This window comes from Arthrobacter crusticola, assembly GCF_004357995.1.
GTDB classification, from domain to species: Bacteria; Actinomycetota; Actinomycetes; order Actinomycetales; family Micrococcaceae; genus Arthrobacter_D; species Arthrobacter_D crusticola.
In genome coordinates, this window is sequence record NZ_SMTK01000005.1 from 1 (window position 1) to 15,842 (window position 15,842).

The window sequence follows — 15,842 nt, forward strand, 5'->3', positions numbered from 1 at the left end:
AAAAAATTTACCCAAAAGTAGATAAATTTCCCCCCCCCCCCCCCCCCCCCCCCAAACTTCTCCCCGCCAGTGTCCTTCCTGAATCGGCGTACCCTGCATCGTCTGGGCGCGCGAGTCCCCCCAGCCCGGGGCTTATCGCGGCCGTCGATTGAGCTCCGGCGCCTACTGGCACCCTGCGGATCATGATCATCATTCGGATCCGCAACTCACGGCGACAGCGGTCATCGCCGCCATCGAAGGAGGCGTGACGATCCTTCTTTCCACCGGTTCTGCGGCGCACCTTGAAGCGGGTCTCGATTTCTGCCCGCACCGGATGCTGCCCCAACAGGAGCCCAATCGACGCGAACCGCACCCGCGCTCATCCGGTGCCTGCCCGGTGGCCGCCGGGCGTTGCGGGCTCCCGTTAGGGTTGGATACCGGGCTGTGCGCCCCCAGACAGCCGAGCGACCCTTTGGCGCCATGATCGTGGAAATCCCGTCATACTCGCGCGCCTCCGGCAGAAGGGTGGTCAGTTGGTCGAAGGAGTCGCGTGGGAAGGCTGCGGCCCGGAGGTGACTGGTAGTCCTGCGGAAGCGAGCAGAGAGAGCTTGTCTGCGTCCTGGGAAGCGGCATCCGGGTGGTACACGACAAGCATGAGACCGTCGGCACCGCCGATGCTCAGCCTTTCGCGATTGAGAAGCAGTTCGCCGACCTGTGGGTGGTTGAAGCGGAGCATGGTCCCCTTTTGTCCGCGCACCTCATATCGGGCCCAGAGCTGTGCGAAGAGGGGGCTTGCCAGGGAAAGCTCACCGACAAGCTCGACGAACCTGGGGTTGTCGATGTCGGTTCCCACAGACTGACGGAGATTGGCGATGAGGCACTCCGCGACGTCCTTCCACTGCGGCTGCAGTGCCTGCTCCGCCGGGTCCAGGAACATGTCCAGGAGCTGATTCCTCCCGGTATCCAGTCGTGGCGAGAGCGCTCTGGCGAGCGTGTTGGATGCGAGGATGTCGAAGTAGCGCCCCTCGATGAAAGCCGGCTGATTCAGCGACTCAAGGAGCTTCAACGCCCCGGGCGGGACGATCTCCCTGCGCGGGCGGCGCTGACGCTGGCGCGGAACTTCGGCTACCAGGGACAGCAGGTGCGTGAAGTGGTCGTCATCCAATTGCAGGACCCGGGCTATTGCTTCCAGTACCTGCAGCGACGGGTGGCGGTCGCGGCCGCGTTCGAGGCGCAGATAGTAATCGGCACTGATACCGGCGAGCATGGCAACCTCCTCGCGCCGGAGGCCGGGGACACGACGGACACCTACGGCGGGGATGCCTGCCTGGGCGGGGCTGATCATTTCCCTCCGGGCTCGCAGGTAGGCCCCGAGCGCGTTGGCGGGGCCGTCGGTCCCGGCCCCTGATCCTGAAGTTGTTCGAGCTCCCGGTTCGGCTTCGCTGCGGGATGGGATCAAGGGGGGTCCTGCCACACCCCGGTCTCGGGAGGGCTCTGGTTGGGATGAGTGTGTCCGCATACCGTCGTCAACGACCCATTCACGCAATCTATTTCGATAGGACATCATGACAATCTCCTTGATCACAGGGGCCAACAAAGGCATCGGCTTCGAGACCGCTCGGCAGCTTGTGGACCTCGGGCACGTCGTCTACATCGGCGCACGCGATACGGAGCGGGGCCAGGAGGCGGCCGAGGTCCTCGGTGCGCGCTTTGTCCAGCTTGACGTCACCGATGATTCTTCGGTCCGGGACGCTCTCGCGACGATTGAGGCGCGCGAAGGCCAACTTGACGTCCTGATCCACAATGCCGGGGTTCTGCCCACGGATCTGGACGGACCCACCGCCCTTCACGCCTTTGACACGAATGCCGTCGGCATGGTCCGTGTCACGGAGGCCGCGCTCCCTCTGCTCCGGAAGTCGGACAATCCAAATGTTGTCACCGTCTCGAGCAGCGCCGGATCGTTCTGGGCCGTGACCAACCCCGAGCGGCCCGAATTCAATCTGCCTCTGGCGCTCTACTCGGCGTCCAAAGCTGCGGCGACCATGCTCACCGTGCAGTACGCCAAGTCCCAGCCAGGCATCAAGTTCAACGCGGTCGAACCCGGCACGACCGCCACCGACATGACAGCAGCCTTCGGAGTGGGCCGGCCAGCGGACAAGTCCGCCCGCATCGTGGTCCGCCTCGCAACCCTCGGTGCGGACGGCCCCACCGGCACACTGCAGGACGAGAACGGCAACATTCCCTGGTAGTAGCCGGCCCGCGGTACTGAGGTGAGCACCCCGCGCTCACCTCAGTATTTTGTCCTGTCATCGGTTCCGACTGTTCTCAACCGCACACACCTTCCGGACCAGAGAGATTAGATCTTGACCAGCACAACCACACAAGAATCCACACACCACAGACCTGCCTCCTGGGGAGGCGTCATCTCGCTCGGCATCGGAATTTTCGCCATCGTCATGTCCGAATTCCTTCCGGCGAGCCTGCTCCCGCGTATCGCCGACGACCTGAAGGTATCAATCGGTGCCGCGGGTCAGAGCGTCACCGTGACCGCCATCGCCGGCGCGTTCGCCGCGCTGCTCATCGCCGTGGTGCTCCCACGGATGGACCGCCGCTTCGTCATGATTGGCCTCACCGCTCTGGCCATCCTGTCCAACGTCATCGTGGCCCTGGCACCCAGTCTTCCCGTGCTGCTTCTGGCGCGGGTCCTCCTCGGCGTTGCACTGGGCGGTTTCTGGGCCATGGCCACCGCGATGGCGGCCAAGCTGGTCCCCGGCGACCACCTCGGCCGCGCCCTGACCATCATCAATGCAGGCGTGTCCGTCGCGACCGTCGTCGCTGTTCCTCTTGGCGCATGGCTGGGAGAAGTCTGGGGGTGGCGCGGAGTGTTCTTCCTTGGCGCCGGCGTCGGGCTCGTCGCGCTCATCGCGCAGACGACCACCCTGCCGCACGTCAGACCAACGGCCGTCAGCGGCCTGCGCGCTCTTGGAGCCACACTGCGGTCGGGCATCGTCATCGCCGGTCTCAGTGCCGTCCTTCTGATCTTCGGCGGCCATTTCAGCGGCTTTACCTATATCCGTCCGGCGGCAGAAAGCGTTTCAAATATCGACGCCGGTGGCCTGGCTGTCATGCTCCTCGTTTTCGGCATCGCCAATGTCCTTGGCACCGCCTTGAGCGGGCCAATCGTCGACCGGTCCCTCCGCGCCGCGATTTTCCTGTTCCCCCTCCTCGTGGCCGCCGGCATGCTGACCATGCTTCTGACCAGCGGATCGACCGCCGGTCTGTTCATCGCCGTTGCCCTATGGGGCTTCGGCTTTGGCGGCGTCCCGACGACCGTCCTGAGCTGGGGAGCCCGCACCGAACCTGCGCGACTGGAACAGATCGGCGGCCTCATCGTCACCGTCTGCAATATCGCGATCGCGGTCGGCGCAATCGTCGGGGGTGTGCTGGTCGATAACGTATCGGCCAGCGCAACCCTCATCATTGGTGGTGTCCTCGCCATCCTCGGCGGACTGGTCCTAACCAGCCTTCGCCGGCGGGCGCACGACATCCCCACTCTTGTAAGCAACTAAACCCTCGTCCGGTGGCGGCTCGACACACGAGCCGCCACCGGACGGTCACAGACCCGTACCCCCCCTGAGTGCGCAGACGCGGTTGTCCTTGCGGCGACAACCACGCCCGGAATTCGGGAATGACAGCCGGCGGTGGTCCTGCCGGGCGCATCAGAGCGCTGACCGACAGAACTCATGGCAAGGTGCCGCCCAGGCCGTACCGGGTGCGTCTGCCGCAGCAGCACAACTCACAACCCACCTTCATCAGGCCCGCGCGCCCGCGCCACGCCTGCCCTAAGGAGAACTTTCATGACAACCATCGGCATACTCGGTGCTGGTCAGGCCGGCAGCACACTCGCTCGTGCTTCAGTGGCGGCAGGTTACACCGTCGTCATCGCCAACTCACGTAACCCCGAAACCCTGACAGGACTGGTTCGCGAGCTCGGCCCACTTGCTTCCGCCGCATATGCGACCGACGCGGCAGCCGCAGCGGATGTCGCCTTCCTGGGCTTCCCCTACTCCCCGGACGACCTCCTGCCGGCCGAAGAGCTCGCCGGGAAGATCGTCATCGATAACAACAACTACATGACCTGGCGCGACGGCCACTTCCTCGAAGTCGACTCCGGCCTGAAGACCATCCACGAGCTGCGCCAGGAGCAGCTTCCAGCCTCGAAAATCGTCAAGGCGTTCACCCACGTCCAGTTCCACGCACGGGCCCAGATGCGCGTCCCCAGCGACACCCAGCCTGCTCTGATCCGTCTGGCCAGACCCGCCGGTGCTGCGGATCGGAAAGCCCTGGTTGTCTCCAGTGACTACCCCGAGGCCGTCGATTTCGTTACGCGCTTCTACAACGACCTTGGCTTCGATGCCGTCGAGAACAGTCCGTTGAAGGAATCGTGGCGCAGTGCCCCGGGCACTCCGATGTGGCGACACCACGTCGACGGCCAGAGCAGGGAGGAGCTTATCCGCAACCTGCAGCTCGCGCGCCGCCTCGGCGGCTGATCCGGGCAGCCCATCCCACATACTCCCTCCCCGACGATCAGGAGAACAAGCAATCATGAGCTCAGCAGGCATCACGCCCAGCACCTCCCCTCAACAGGGCAGCGCGCACAGCATGAAGATTGACGTGTGGGCCGACATCATGTGCCCCTGGTGCTACATGGGCAAAAGGCGCCTGGAAGAAGCGGGGCAGGCCTTCACCAGCGCCGTGCCCACGGAAAACCGTTCGATTGAAGTGGAGTTTCACAGCTTCGAACTCGCACCCGAGCTGCCCCCGGTCAGACCCGATCCGTTCTGGACTTCAACGTCGCCAACAGGCTCATGACCCCAGTCCAGGCTGCGACCCTGCTGGAGGAAGTCACCGAGCGGGGCGGGGTCTTGGCCCCGATTGGAACTTCAACACCGCCTTGCTCACGAATACCTCACGCGTCCACCAGCTCATCCACTACAGCAAGGCACACGGAAAGCAGCTGGAAGCGGAGGAAGCAGTCTTCGCCGCATACTTCACTCACGGCCGCAACGCCTCCGATCTTGAACAGCTTGGGCAGATCGCCGAGGGGATTGGACTCGATCGTGACGACGCCGTGCGTGCCCTGCAGGCGGAAGAGCACCTCGAGGCGGTGCGTAATTACTTAATCCTGAATGGACTACCAAGGAAGAAGAACGGACGACCAGGACTTCGCTTCAGGTGCTCCTCTTGCGCGCAACTTCGGTGACTTCGTGCTTCTCCAGAGCGGATTCAACTTCGCGGACAGGTCGGTGGGCGGGGCGGAGCCCTGGGAACCCGTTGGAGGCTGTGTGCGTGCAGGTGAGAGTGTAGTCCCATGAGCACGCTTGATGAGGTCATCGCCCTAGCCGCTTCCCACGACCTGCACGTGTCCGCCGAGGGCGCGACCGTGAACGAGGCGGGGCTGGACTACCGCGTCGTCATGGCCTATGACGAGACCGGGCGCCACTGGGTGCTGCGGATTCCGCGCCGCACGGACGTGTCCGAGGGCATGGCCGCCGAGGCCCGCATTCTCGACTTCGTGGCCCCGGTCCTCGCGGCCTACGGGGTGGCGGTTCCGGATTGGCAGGTCCGCGCCCCGGAGTTGATAGCTTACCCGGCTCTGCCCGGTGCCCCGGGCCTGACCCTGTCCGAGACCGGAGAGCCCCTTTGGCACATGGATCCGGTCAGCCCGGACTACGCCGCCCGTCTGGGATCCCTGCTGGCACGCCTGCACTCTCCGGGTGCGGCGCAGGCGGAGGCAGCGGGCGTCGAGGTTCGATCGCCCAAGCAAGTCCGCCAGGCATGGCTGGACGACCTCGCCCGGGTGAGCGTGGCGTTCACCGTCGCCCCGGCTTTGTCCGAGGCGTGGCAGAGCTGGCTCGAGGACGACACCTGCTGGCCAAAGGCGACCGTGATGACCCACGGGGAGATTTACCCCGCCCACATCCTGTTCGACGAACATGGCACGATCACCGGCGTCCTGGACTGGACGACGGCCCGCGTGGACGACCCTGCCCGTGACCTAGCCGCCCAGTACGGCGCCGGTGGGGAGGAAATGTTGCAGGCCACCCTCGCCGCGTACGAGCAGGCCGGTGGGCACGTATACCCGGGCCTGGCCGCCCAGGCCCGGCACCTGTGGGAGGCCTCCCCGATCGGGTATGCGCTTTATGCGCTGACCACCGGCGCTGAGGCCGACCGGGCCACAGCCGCCGCCATGCTCCACCCGGAAGCCTGACCTCCGGCACCGTCGCTGTTCCTGGGGGATTCGTGGGCCCGTGAGTCGGCCCCGCCCAGCTGGTTCTCTAGCTCCCGACAGGGGCCCGTCCGTATACTGCCGAGCACGGCGGGCTCAGATGAGCGTCGTTGTGCTGCCATTAACCACCACCGCCTGACAATCTGTGAGTCGCCAGTACGACCAAACCTCCCCGGCGTACCGGACGGGCATCCAGGTGAACGTTTCGCTTTAGGAACGTTCCGGGAAATTGAAGACGGGGCGCGATGGGGCGGTCGAAGATGTTCCAATCGTCGAACCTGACGTGGCCGTATGCGGCCAGACAGTCAGCCGAGGGGTCGCCCTTTTCCATATGGGACCGCCCCGAGCGTGCTTGACTCCTGGCCACCCTGAGCGCTCCTGCGTAAAACGCTGCAGCATGCGCCGCCACACTCAAGCAACGGTGCACCGACTATTGCCGTGATCAAGGCAGCGTCACCCACTATTTTTCCCACGCTGTATCGGGAGGTTCAGGGGCGCGGCAGCACACCTACGAGCGTCGCGATGAAGGCATCCTGCAGGGCATCCCGCAGGTTCAGGTGAAGCACGCCGAGTGAAGGATCCTCCGCATAGGCGGCGAGAAGGCTCGGCGGCGGAGGGACGTAGGACGACAGGGCGCCCGCCGTGACGAGAGACATCAGGCAGAACAGTTGTGCGCCGTCACCGAGCTCGGGTACGTGTGCGCGCAGGAGCTCGGACATGGTCGCGAGCTTCGCGAGGGAGGACCGCTTATGCCGCTTGACCACCTCGACCGACACGTTGTGCTCCAGGACACCTCCCTGCGCACCGAAGAGGTCGCACAGCACTACCCGATCCGCCAAGGAGCGACTGAGGATGTCGGCCAGCTGGCCCGCTCGTACTTCCGGTGCCGCTTGCGCGTCGAGCCCCGCAGCCAGCTCTTCCGTCAGGTCGACAAGCCAGCCTTCCAGGAAGTCATCAAGCAGTTCAAGCAGCACTGCCTCGCGCGACTCGAAGTACCGCAGGACGTTGGACTTGGCCAGGCCTACCCGCCGGCTGAGCTCATTGAGGCTCATCTCGGCCACGGGCATCTCGTCGAGCATCGCCGCCGCGGTGTCCAAGATCGCCCGGCGGCGCATCTCCCGTTGCTCTTCGTTTCGGGCCCGCTGGAACGTCATGCTGTCAGCCTAACTTAAAGACCGTCGGTCCCTTGACATCAGACCGCCGGTCCCTTACGTTATTGCCCATAACAGACCGACAGTTTCTTAGGAGCATCATGAGCGCCACATGGACCGAGCAACATATTCCCGATCAGCGCGGCCGCGTGGCTGTCGTGACCGGAGCCAACACTGGGCTGGGCTTCGAAACCGCCCGAATGCTCGCGGAGCGCGGCGCAGCGGTGGTCTTGGCGGTGCGCGATACCGCAAAGGGCAGGCAGGCGGCTGCCCGCATCGCCGGCGACGTCACCGTCCAGGCGCTCGACCTGACCTCTCTGGAATCTATCCGGTCCGCTGCGGCCGACCTGCGGGCCAACCACCCGCGTATCGACCTTCTCATCAACAATGCCGGCGTGATGTACACCCCGAAGCAGACCACGGCCGATGGCTTCGAGCTACAGTTCGGCACCAATCACCTCGGCCACTTCGCACTCACCGGCCTGCTGATGAAGCAGCTTCTTCCCGTCCCCGGCTCCCGCATCGTGACGGTCAGCAGCGTCGGGCACCGCATCCGGGCCGCTATCCACTTCGACGACTTGCAGTGGGAGCATTCCTACAACCGCATTGGGGCTTACGGCCAGGCCAAGCTCGCCAACTTGATGTTCACCTACGAACTGCAGCGTCGGCTCGCGCCGCATGGCACCACGGTCGCGGTGGCCGCGCACCCCGGTGTATCCAATACCGAACTGATGCGTAACTCACCTGCAGTGCTTCGGGTGCCTCTGACCTGGCTCGCACCGCTGATCACCCAGAAGGCTGCGATGGGCGCCCTGCCTACCCTCCGTGCCGCCACCGATCCCACCGTCATCGGCGGCCAGTACTACGGTCCCAGCGGCCGCGGTGAGGTGCGCGGATATCCGAAGCTGGTCACCTCCAGCACCGAGTCCCATGACCAGCTCACCCAGCAGCGCCTCTGGACCGTCTCCGAGGAACTCACTGGAGTGACATTTCCCCTGCCTGCACATTCGCCCAACTGACACTCCACCTGAACTATTGCTGTGGCAACAAAATCGGATGCATCGACATAGCTTTATCGCTCCTCGTCTCCCCCGGCGTGGTCCTCACGGGGCGCACTGAAGGCCACCACGGAGGAATGGCGCCAGGGCATCCTGGAAACCGACCGCTCCCCCCGCCGGGGCGAGCCCGAGGACATCGCCTCGGTCATCGCGTTCCTGATGTCCGACGACGGCATCTACATCAACGGCCAGTCCATCCTGGTCAATGGTGGAGCCAACTTCCACTGAGCCGGCTCCCACCACAGCACCCCCCACCCACAGTGCGGCCCACCACAGCACCCCCCACCCACAGTGCGGTTCACTCTCAGCAGCCCCTTCCCGCCGCCCATCAACCGTCGGGAAGGGCTTCGCTGTGCTCAGGCCCCCACGGACCCAGCCATCGACCTCCAACAGACATCCGGTTCACGTCCATCGGGCGGCCTGCTCCCAGACGCAGAGACTGAACTTGAGCCGGGCCAATCGGGCGTCGCAGGATTCCGCGCACACGAAGCGTTCTCACGCACGGGCCCGCACTGCCGTAACTTCCCCGGAACCTTGGACCAACTCATGCGTTCGCTCGATGATGGCCCGTACGCTGGGCGTGGGCTCACCGATCCGGATTGAGAGAGGAATCACCATGGCGACCAAGGACGTGGCGGAACAGTTCGTGCAGCGGCTCGGAGCCGGCGACGCGGAGGGCCTCGGCGACCTGTTCACCGAGTCGATCGACTGGCGCGTACCACTCAACGAGAAGCTTCCATGGACCGGGACGAGATCACAGAAGTCCGATGTGCCCGAGTACTTCCGGACGCTCTGGGCCGGCCTCGAGCCCGGAAAAAGCATCGTGGACTTCGACACCATCCTCGTAGACGGAGACGACGTGGTGCTCCTGGCCCACTTCTCCCATATGGCAGCACCGACCGGAAAACGCTTCGACACCGACGTCGCGATGCGCCTGACCGTCTCCGACGGCAAGATCACACGGCTGCACCTCTACGAGGACACGTTCGCCGTAGACCAGGCCTTCAAGGAATGAGCCGATCTGCGGGCAACCCGTCCACAGGATGAAGGGAGGCCCGTACCGTGTCCGACGATGATCCCGTGGCCCGGCTGCTCACCATCGAGGAGATCCACCAGCTCAAAGCCAGGTACTGCCGGCTCGTCGACGAGAAAGCGTGGACCGATCTCGAGGAACTGTTCGCTCCGGACGCCCATATCGAGATTGCCGGCGGCCCGGCGGAGCAGACGATGCGCAACGCTTCTCGAACAGCAAGGAATTTGTCAGCGGGCTCAAGGACCTCATGGGGCCCCTGCGCACGGTCCACCAGGTCCATGCCCCGGAAATCACCGTTCTGACCGAGGACTCGGCCTCCGGTATATGGGCCGTTGCCGACCGCCTGTCCTTCCCTCCGGGCGCTCCGCTGTCAGTTCTTCAGGGATACGGGCACTACCAAGAGAAGTACGCCCGGGTGGGCGGACGCTGGGTCATCACCGATCTGCGGCTGACCCGGCTCCTGCTCGAGCCCACCCCGCAGGACCGGCCGGGCGATCCGACCCGGCAGTGACTCCCGGTCCCACCAAGGCGTACTCACCCAAGTCCAGCAGCGTCGCCACACTGCCGGATCGGACCCGCCCGAGGAAGCGTCCGTGGAGGATCCCTTCACGGTGCTGTCGCGGCGCGCAGCATCCCTGTCATGACGCCAAGACTGAAAGGCCGCCGGCGGGCTGTCCAGCAGATCCTCAGCGACGTTGCCGCCTGGGCGAAGCAGGAAGACAGGGTCAGAGCTGTTGCTCTCGTGGGGTCCTACGCCCTATCCCAGGGCTGGCTTTGCCACCCTGGCCGCCACTCCATATGGGAGGGCCGACGCAGGTGAGTTATGCATTTACGGGACGGGGGGGTAACGGCTTAGATGAGGTGTGAGGCTGGTCGACGGCTGTTTGAACCTTGGTAGCCCGGAGGGCCAGCAGCGTGTTGAGTTGTTGGGATGAGGAGGCACTGATGAACGGACCGACACTCGGAAAGCCGTTTCGCCTCGAGCAGACCTGGTTCGCCGAGTATGGGGCTTGGCGATTAGCGTCTCTTGCCCTTTTGCCCTCGGCCCGGTGCCGGGCGAAGGCCAGGAGTGCGGGCGCATCCGCCCGCTGCAGCTCCCATCGCACTATCCCGATGTTTCGCTCGAGATTGGCGCAAGCTGCGGTAACCTGCGACTGATCTCGAATGAAGTCAACCTTGGGGCCGGGGCTTCTTCCCGGTCACAAGCCCTGATCGGGTCATCAGCGGATCCAGTTGGACCCCGCACCCGGCTGCCCATTCCCGGTCCAGTATCGCGAAAGCACACTCGCTTCCCCATGCTCCTTCGAAGAAGATGTTCTCGTGGAAATACGCCTCCCTCCGCATTCCCACCCGGTCAAGAAGCAGGGCCGCGGAATAGTTAAGGGCGTCGGTGACCGCGGTGAGGCGGCGGAGGTGCAGTGTCCCAAAGGCGTAGCCGAGCAATCCCTGAACTGCCTCCAGGCCATAGCCGTTCCCCCAATACTCGGGCGCGAGGGTAAACCCCAATTCGGCCATGCTCGGTTCGGCGTCATCCACCTTCAATGCGAGGTCGCCAATGAGGGCGCCGCCCTCGCGCTCCTCGAGGGCGAACTGGTACCACTGCCCCGGTACGCCCGGCCGGGCGTCGTGCATTGAGTCGATGAGGGCTCGGCCCTGTTCGATGGTGTAGTTGCTCCAGCTTTGGTACCGCTCGACGTCGGGATGGACTCGATAGGCGGTGAAGGCCCCAGCGTCCGCCGCGACAAACGGGCGGACGCGAAGACGAGGTGTTTCGAAATGGACAGGAGTGGACCCTGATCGGGAGCTCGTGTATATGGTCATTCCATCGTTCTTTCTGCATGACGGTTGGTTTTGCTGATAGTTGCTGAGGGTGCCCCGGATGAATGGTGCCCTGGCTTCATTTTGGCGGTCTGGTTGCATTCCAGATACGCGGCACGCGGGAGAAGTATGCGCAGTCACCACTTCGCTCCCGCCTGGTCTTCGCGGTCGCCCATGTTCAGCCGATCGTCCTGCTACTGATTGCAGACGGGTCATGGCCGCGGGCGGCGGCGAGCTATCTGGCGGCCCTTTCCATGACAGCAGCTCTCAGTAGTCTGGGCCGGCGGATTGTTCTGGGGCCAGATTGATGAGGGCACCGTTCCATCCGACCCGGCTTTCCCCCTGTTCCCTCTCCAAGCACCGTAGGGGAAGTGACCACTGAGTGTGGCTCGGGTGGATGTTGGAGGGAAATGGTTGTAGAGCTCACACCGCAACAATCAGAATCCGTTGCGGCCCGGATGGGGGTGACGCCGTTGCGGTACTGCCATGCAGTTCTGTCGCACAGGATGACTTTTTCGCGTTGAGGCCGCCCGAGAAAGCGTCGCGGTAAGGATCCTTTACTGTGGTGAGCCACCGGTGAGGGTCTGATAGGGCTGGGTAGTCATAGTGTCTTCCTTCGTTTACGAGGGTGAAATAGCGCCGGAAGGCGCAACTGCTGCCCGCGCTTGATTACAGAGCATTGCCGGAAGAAGATCCGGAGCTGAGCTACCTTGAGCTCGTGGCCGGAACTTTCGCCAGCTTGCAATGGGTTGTCACCCATCAAGGACACGCCGGTGCCTGAATCCGAGCACGAGTCCCATGCGAGTTTGGACAAAACCAGGCGGACATTGATGTCTGACACCGGCGGCTTCACCGGCAAGGAGATGCGAAACGCTGAACCTAGCGCTCGATCTCCGACCTGGTGAGATTATGGAGTATGTCTTCATCGCTCGTCGAGGTCCTCAAACTTCTCGGCAACCCTACGCGCCTCCAAATTATGGAGTGGTTGCGCTCACCCGAGGAGTCCTTCGCGGAGTACGCGCCCGTTGCGGACCGCGAAGAGTACGGCGTGTGCGTGACGCACCTGGCGGCCAAGACGGGTCTTGCACAGTCCACCATTTCGATTCACATGAATTCCTTGGAGCGGGCCGGCCTCGTGGAATCGACTCGAATCGGTAAGTGGACGCACTACCGGCGCGTTGGCACGCAGGTCGACGAGCTTGTGGAGCAGCTGCAGCACAGACTCATATAGACATATTGCAAAACGTCGATATGATCGTGGCATGACCTTCCCTGATTCAAGCAACCCCATCCGGCGTGCGTTGATCGTCCACGCCCACCCCGAGCCCGCCTCGTTCTCGTCCGCCCAGGCTTCTGCGGTTGCCCAGCAGCTGAAGTCGGAGGGCGTCGAGGTCGACTTCATTGATCTGTACGACCTTGGTTGGAACCCTGTTCTGAGCCGCGAACAGTTCATGAACGGCCCGGGCTACTTCAAGCCCCAGGCCGAGCAGATGCGGGCCTTTGCTGAAGGGACTCTCCCCGAACCGGTCGGGGCGCACCTGGCCAAGCTGCAGGACGCCGACCTGCTCGTGCTGTCATTTCCGGTGTGGTGGTTCTCCATGCCCGCAATCCTCAAGGGCTGGATCGACCAGGTGTTCCTGCTCAGCGCCATCTTCGGCGGCGAGCACGGCATCTTTGACGAGGGCGGCATGACGACCAAGAAAGCCATGATGCTTCTCACGACGGGAGGCGCCGAGGCATCCTTCGCGCCCGGCGCATCCTCCGCGCCCGGCGGCTACGGCGAGCTCAATGACTTCTTCTACCACGTCCACCGCGGGATGTTTGAGTTCGTCGGGTACGACGTCGTGCAGCCCTTTGTCACTCACGAGCCTGTGCGCCTCAGCGACGAGGAGCGTGAGCAGGCACTCGTCAAGGCTCGGGCCTACGTCACCGAGACGCTCCTGGTCGAACCGGCCGCTGTCCGCTGAGACGTTGACAACCGAAGAACTGGAGCACAGTCATGATCACTAAAAGCAATATCGATGTCCCTGGGCTCGGCGACTCCCGCAAGTACGCCTACCTGCAGTGCGTCACGGCCGGCGATTTCGCGTTCGTCGCCGGGCAGACCGGCGTCGATAAGGACTACAACATCGTTTCGCCCGAGTTCGGTGCCCAGGCCCGTCAGGCCCTCCGCAACGTCGAGCTGGCTCTCGAGGCCGCCGGCACGAACCTGGCCAACATCGTCAATCTGACGGTGTACCTGGCAGATGCCCGCGATGCGTTCGAATTCATCGACATCTGCCACGAACTGATGAACGAGAACTTCGCTCCGACCGCCATTCTCGGAGGAATCGACTTCGTCCTCTCCGGTCTGCGCATCGAGGTACAGGCCACCGCCGTGATCGAGCGCCCCTGAGGCCCGCGCACCTGAGGGAGGGACAGCCCCGCTGCCGTCCCTCCCTCCCTACACCGCAGCTGCGGCGCTGCTAATCGACAGGGACATCATGCACGTCCTGCTCACCGGAGCCACCGGCCACGTCGGCTCCGCCGCCCTCGGTGCCCCCGCCAGCATCAATCACGAAAAGTCCTGGTAGATAGTCGGGCATGTGCTGGTTCTCCTTGGTAGGCGTGACGAAAGATGGTGGCACCCGTTGCAGCGGGTGGGGTGGTGTTCATCTGCGAACCCCGGTGGCCAGTTCGAACAAGCTGACAGCAATGAATACCACACCCATGACCAGGCTGATGATGGTGAAGGCGGTGTAGGTGATCTTGCCGTAGGCGTTCAGACCGCGTCGAGGATTATCAGGCGAGATCGACTTCGTAAGCGCCTTCCGTGCCCTGTTGATTCGAGGGGTGAGGAGGGCGCTGACGACTCCCACCCCTAAGCAGAACAAGCCAAAGATGAAGCTGAAAATCTGCTGTTCCAATGCATCCCCCCGAACGGGCGCTATTCGTTGCGACGCCTCCATCCCACGTGACGGTCCCGCGCAGTAACCACTTCACGGGCCCGCCGCCTCAGTCTCCTCACGTGACGCCATCCAGAACTATCACGAGTCCGAACCAGGCGAGCATCAGGGCGATACCGAAGATCACCCGGGACAGGAGCCGGCAGCGCTGCTCCGGTTCCAGCGAGCGGTAGAGCAGCGCAGACCCGCGCCGCGTCAGCGGTTTCGCCAGCGATTCCTTCACACGGAGGAGCCCGACCGCCGCCCCGATCATCAGCAAGCCGGTCCACCAGTACTTGATGGCTCCGCGCAGCGCCGCCATACCGGATCCCCCAAACAGTCCCAGTAACGCAATCGACAGGCCCAGGCCGATGAGGGCGGACGCCACCAAGCGGGTTTTGGCGAATTCTAGATCCGGTGAGCTGCGCTGCATCACGCCCGGCATGGACTCCGCGAGCCGCGCCCACGGGGAAGCGAGGATGAAATTACCATTCCCATGAAGCTGAACCAGGCTCCGACCACGGCCGTCCCTGCAGAATCCGGCGACACACTCACCACCCCGTAAAAGACGCTACCGCCAACCCCCGCTGGCCCCGGTGGTCCGGGTTTGTAGCAGGAGAATAGCCCATGTGGCGAATTTAGGATGCGCTGTCGCGTTAAAGAAACCTCTAGGGTGTGCTTCGCACGCGGGTGGAAAATGGGCCGCCGCGATGACGGGAGCGCCCTCTCAAACGCGCGGTTAGCTCGCCCTTCTGAACGAAGCGGTTAGCTCGCCCTATGGAACAAAAGAGGTCCGCAATGTCAACAAGCAAGAAAACAATCACAGGGAAATCTGTTCTGTTCTTTGTTGGCTTAGCGGTAGTCCTAGCGGTCGTCCTCGGTCTTGTTTTTGGGTGGGAATACTCATTCATCGGGCTGGGAGCGGGGCTGGGCCCCGTGATCGGTGGCTATATCGGCAACAGGAAAGCCCACAAGGTTGATGCCTACCGTGACGAACTTATCGCTCGGCGCAAGCGAAAAAGCCGGCCCAACCCCTAGCCTGGAGAGTCCACCTAGCTGAGGTTGTCAGACCTCAGTGATGGCACCGATCGACTGTGCCCTCTCCCTCGTTTCTGGAGACTACCGGTCTACACAGATTCCCGACACCGCCACCTTTTGGAAGAGGTGGGGCGAGGCAACTGTTGAGTCGGGGTACTGGGCAAATTTGGCTTGGAAGTGCGGATCGCCGAAGGCGTTGCGGAAGGCCTCAACCGACTCCCAGATGGCGTAGTTGAGGAACACTCCGCTTCCGGCGATGCCTCGGTGCAGCTGGGTGGAGATGAAGCCCGGTTTGGTCTTCAGATAGGCGGCATCGGCAGCCCAGGCGTCTAGCAGCTGGTCGGCGTCTTCTGTCGCGACCCGGAAGGTGTTGATGAGGACGACGGGCCCCACTTCATTGGAAAGTTGGCTGTTCAAGGTGACCCGGTCGTCCATCTCGCTGATTTGCAACATCATGGTCTCCTCTGGCTTGAACGGGCAGATATTGCTTGGATAGACGCATACTACGCCGCAGATCTAATGGCGTCGGCGTCAGTTCCTTGTCGCCCATGC

Annotated in this window: 20 protein-coding genes and 1 pseudogene; 15 read left to right on the forward strand and 6 right to left on the reverse strand. The window is 63.6% G+C overall.

The annotated features are described in order from the left end of the window. Positions 1-508: 508 nt before the first annotated feature. The gene (locus tag E2F48_RS13970) at positions 509-1,438 is read right to left on the reverse strand and encodes a helix-turn-helix transcriptional regulator (protein ID WP_425455785.1); all 930 of its coding nucleotides are present in this window, start codon (positions 1,436-1,438) and stop codon (positions 509-511) included. A gap of 106 nt (positions 1,439-1,544) precedes the next feature. Between E2F48_RS13970 and E2F48_RS13975 the strand changes: the two genes are divergently transcribed. The 6 genes from E2F48_RS13975 to E2F48_RS14000 all read left to right on the forward strand — a co-directional run bounded on the left by E2F48_RS13975 (position 1,545) and on the right by E2F48_RS14000 (position 6,250). Next, positions 1,545-2,228: an SDR family NAD(P)-dependent oxidoreductase gene (locus E2F48_RS13975; protein ID WP_133404589.1), complete on the forward strand. Its 684-nt coding sequence runs from the start codon at positions 1,545-1,547 to the stop codon at positions 2,226-2,228. Between the two features lie 114 nt (positions 2,229-2,342). Continuing rightward, complete coding sequence (locus E2F48_RS13980; protein ID WP_221411691.1) at positions 2,343-3,548, forward strand: MFS transporter; 1,206 nt, start codon at positions 2,343-2,345, stop codon at positions 3,546-3,548. A 288-nt stretch (positions 3,549-3,836) separates the two neighbouring features. After that, the gene (locus E2F48_RS13985) at positions 3,837-4,529 is read left to right on the forward strand and encodes an NADPH-dependent F420 reductase (RefSeq protein WP_133404590.1); all 693 of its coding nucleotides are present in this window, start codon (positions 3,837-3,839) and stop codon (positions 4,527-4,529) included. A 55-nt stretch (positions 4,530-4,584) separates the two neighbouring features. Beyond that, positions 4,585-4,851 carry a DsbA family oxidoreductase gene (locus E2F48_RS17730; protein ID WP_133404591.1) on the forward strand — a complete coding sequence of 89 codons (267 nt, stop codon included), beginning with the start codon at positions 4,585-4,587 and terminating at the stop codon, positions 4,849-4,851. An 82-nt stretch (positions 4,852-4,933) separates the two neighbouring features. Further along, on the forward strand, positions 4,934-5,242 hold the full coding sequence (locus E2F48_RS17800) for a DsbA family oxidoreductase (RefSeq protein WP_165968776.1): 309 nt from the start codon (positions 4,934-4,936) through the stop codon (positions 5,240-5,242). 108 nt (positions 5,243-5,350) lie between these two features. Continuing rightward, entirely contained in the window at positions 5,351-6,250 is a 900-nt protein-coding gene (locus tag E2F48_RS14000; RefSeq protein ID WP_133404593.1) for a macrolide 2'-phosphotransferase, read from the forward strand. Between the two features lie 506 nt (positions 6,251-6,756). Here E2F48_RS14000 and E2F48_RS14005 read toward each other — a convergent pair. Then, complete coding sequence (locus tag E2F48_RS14005; protein WP_133404594.1) at positions 6,757-7,422, reverse strand: TetR/AcrR family transcriptional regulator; 666 nt, start codon at positions 7,420-7,422, stop codon at positions 6,757-6,759. A 98-nt stretch (positions 7,423-7,520) separates the two neighbouring features. On the opposite strand from E2F48_RS14005, the gene E2F48_RS14010 reads away from it, so the two are divergent. The 5 genes and pseudogenes from E2F48_RS14010 to E2F48_RS14030 all read left to right on the forward strand — a co-directional run bounded on the left by E2F48_RS14010 (position 7,521) and on the right by E2F48_RS14030 (position 10,021). After that, positions 7,521-8,438, forward strand: coding sequence for an SDR family NAD(P)-dependent oxidoreductase (locus E2F48_RS14010; protein WP_133404595.1), 918 nt, complete (start codon positions 7,521-7,523; stop codon positions 8,436-8,438). A 96-nt stretch (positions 8,439-8,534) separates the two neighbouring features. Next, entirely contained in the window at positions 8,535-8,705 is a 171-nt protein-coding gene (locus E2F48_RS14015; RefSeq protein ID WP_133404904.1) for an SDR family oxidoreductase, read from the forward strand. 388 nt (positions 8,706-9,093) lie between these two features. After that, entirely contained in the window at positions 9,094-9,492 is a 399-nt protein-coding gene (locus tag E2F48_RS14020; RefSeq protein WP_133404596.1) for a nuclear transport factor 2 family protein, read from the forward strand. A 65-nt stretch (positions 9,493-9,557) separates the two neighbouring features. Next, positions 9,558-9,692, forward strand: a pseudogene (locus tag E2F48_RS17805) (nuclear transport factor 2 family protein); the annotation flags it as partial. After that, positions 9,632-10,021 (forward strand): nuclear transport factor 2 family protein, encoded by a 390-nt coding sequence (locus tag E2F48_RS14030; RefSeq protein WP_133404598.1) that lies wholly within the window; start codon positions 9,632-9,634, stop codon positions 10,019-10,021. The pseudogene E2F48_RS17805 and the gene E2F48_RS14030, both read left to right, overlap by 61 nt. Positions 10,022-10,680: 659 nt before the next feature. On the opposite strand, the gene E2F48_RS14035 is transcribed toward E2F48_RS14030, so the two are convergent. Beyond that, positions 10,681-11,331 carry a GNAT family N-acetyltransferase gene (locus E2F48_RS14035; RefSeq protein ID WP_165968777.1) on the reverse strand — a complete coding sequence of 217 codons (651 nt, stop codon included), beginning with the start codon at positions 11,329-11,331 and terminating at the stop codon, positions 10,681-10,683. 913 nt (positions 11,332-12,244) lie between these two features. On the opposite strand from E2F48_RS14035, the gene E2F48_RS14040 reads away from it, so the two are divergent. From E2F48_RS14040 to E2F48_RS14050, 3 genes are read left to right on the forward strand one after another with little or no spacing between them, the layout of a single operon-like run. Beyond that, the gene (locus E2F48_RS14040) at positions 12,245-12,559 is read left to right on the forward strand and encodes an ArsR/SmtB family transcription factor (RefSeq protein ID WP_133404600.1); all 315 of its coding nucleotides are present in this window, start codon (positions 12,245-12,247) and stop codon (positions 12,557-12,559) included. Positions 12,560-12,590: 31 nt separating this feature from the next. Beyond that, positions 12,591-13,295 (forward strand): NAD(P)H-dependent oxidoreductase, encoded by a 705-nt coding sequence (locus E2F48_RS14045; protein ID WP_133404601.1) that lies wholly within the window; start codon positions 12,591-12,593, stop codon positions 13,293-13,295. Between the two features lie 32 nt (positions 13,296-13,327). Further along, complete coding sequence (locus E2F48_RS14050; RefSeq protein WP_133404602.1) at positions 13,328-13,723, forward strand: RidA family protein; 396 nt, start codon at positions 13,328-13,330, stop codon at positions 13,721-13,723. Between the two features lie 256 nt (positions 13,724-13,979). Here the strand turns inward: E2F48_RS14050 and E2F48_RS14055 are convergent, their stop codons facing one another. Further along, positions 13,980-14,234 carry a hypothetical protein gene (locus E2F48_RS14055; protein WP_133404603.1) on the reverse strand — a complete coding sequence of 85 codons (255 nt, stop codon included), beginning with the start codon at positions 14,232-14,234 and terminating at the stop codon, positions 13,980-13,982. 97 nt (positions 14,235-14,331) lie between these two features. Then, a complete protein-coding gene (locus E2F48_RS14060; RefSeq protein WP_133404604.1) occupies positions 14,332-14,697 on the reverse strand; it encodes a hypothetical protein in 366 nt (121 codons plus the stop codon). Between the two features lie 353 nt (positions 14,698-15,050). Here E2F48_RS14060 and E2F48_RS14065 point away from each other — a divergent pair, with 353 nt between their 5' ends. Next, on the forward strand, positions 15,051-15,290 hold the full coding sequence (locus tag E2F48_RS14065; RefSeq protein ID WP_133404605.1) for a hypothetical protein: 240 nt from the start codon (positions 15,051-15,053) through the stop codon (positions 15,288-15,290). A gap of 81 nt (positions 15,291-15,371) precedes the next feature. Here E2F48_RS14065 and E2F48_RS14070 read toward each other — a convergent pair whose 3' ends face one another. Then, the gene (locus E2F48_RS14070) at positions 15,372-15,746 is read right to left on the reverse strand and encodes an antibiotic biosynthesis monooxygenase family protein (RefSeq protein WP_221411692.1); all 375 of its coding nucleotides are present in this window, start codon (positions 15,744-15,746) and stop codon (positions 15,372-15,374) included. Between the last annotated feature and the right edge of the window lie 96 nt (positions 15,747-15,842).

What these genes read in the sequence shown, in the direction of transcription:
- E2F48_RS14010 (WP_133404595.1), top strand. Translation starts at nt 7,521, where the DNA reads ATGAGCGCCACATGGACCGAGCAACATATTCCCGATCAGCGCGGCCGC.
- E2F48_RS17730 (WP_133404591.1), top strand. Translation starts at nt 4,585, where the DNA reads ATGAGCTCAGCAGGCATCACGCCCAGCACCTCCCCTCAACAGGGCAGC.
- E2F48_RS14020 (WP_133404596.1), top strand. Translation starts at nt 9,094, where the DNA reads ATGGCGACCAAGGACGTGGCGGAACAGTTCGTGCAGCGGCTCGGAGCC.
- E2F48_RS14005 (WP_133404594.1), bottom strand. Translation starts at nt 7,422, where the DNA reads ATGACGTTCCAGCGGGCCCGAAACGAAGAGCAACGGGAGATGCGCCGC.
- E2F48_RS13985 (WP_133404590.1), top strand. Translation starts at nt 3,837, where the DNA reads ATGACAACCATCGGCATACTCGGTGCTGGTCAGGCCGGCAGCACACTC.
- E2F48_RS14060 (WP_133404604.1), bottom strand. Translation starts at nt 14,697, where the DNA reads ATGCCGGGCGTGATGCAGCGCAGCTCACCGGATCTAGAATTCGCCAAA.
- E2F48_RS14045 (WP_133404601.1), top strand. Translation starts at nt 12,591, where the DNA reads ATGACCTTCCCTGATTCAAGCAACCCCATCCGGCGTGCGTTGATCGTC.
- E2F48_RS14000 (WP_133404593.1), top strand. Translation starts at nt 5,351, where the DNA reads ATGAGCACGCTTGATGAGGTCATCGCCCTAGCCGCTTCCCACGACCTG.
- E2F48_RS14065 (WP_133404605.1), top strand. Translation starts at nt 15,051, where the DNA reads ATGTCAACAAGCAAGAAAACAATCACAGGGAAATCTGTTCTGTTCTTT.
- E2F48_RS14040 (WP_133404600.1), top strand. Translation starts at nt 12,245, where the DNA reads ATGTCTTCATCGCTCGTCGAGGTCCTCAAACTTCTCGGCAACCCTACG.
- E2F48_RS14035 (WP_165968777.1), bottom strand. Translation starts at nt 11,331, where the DNA reads ATGACCATATACACGAGCTCCCGATCAGGGTCCACTCCTGTCCATTTC.
- E2F48_RS14050 (WP_133404602.1), top strand. Translation starts at nt 13,328, where the DNA reads ATGATCACTAAAAGCAATATCGATGTCCCTGGGCTCGGCGACTCCCGC.
- E2F48_RS14070 (WP_221411692.1), bottom strand. Translation starts at nt 15,746, where the DNA reads ATGATGTTGCAAATCAGCGAGATGGACGACCGGGTCACCTTGAACAGC.
- E2F48_RS13975 (WP_133404589.1), top strand. Translation starts at nt 1,545, where the DNA reads ATGACAATCTCCTTGATCACAGGGGCCAACAAAGGCATCGGCTTCGAG.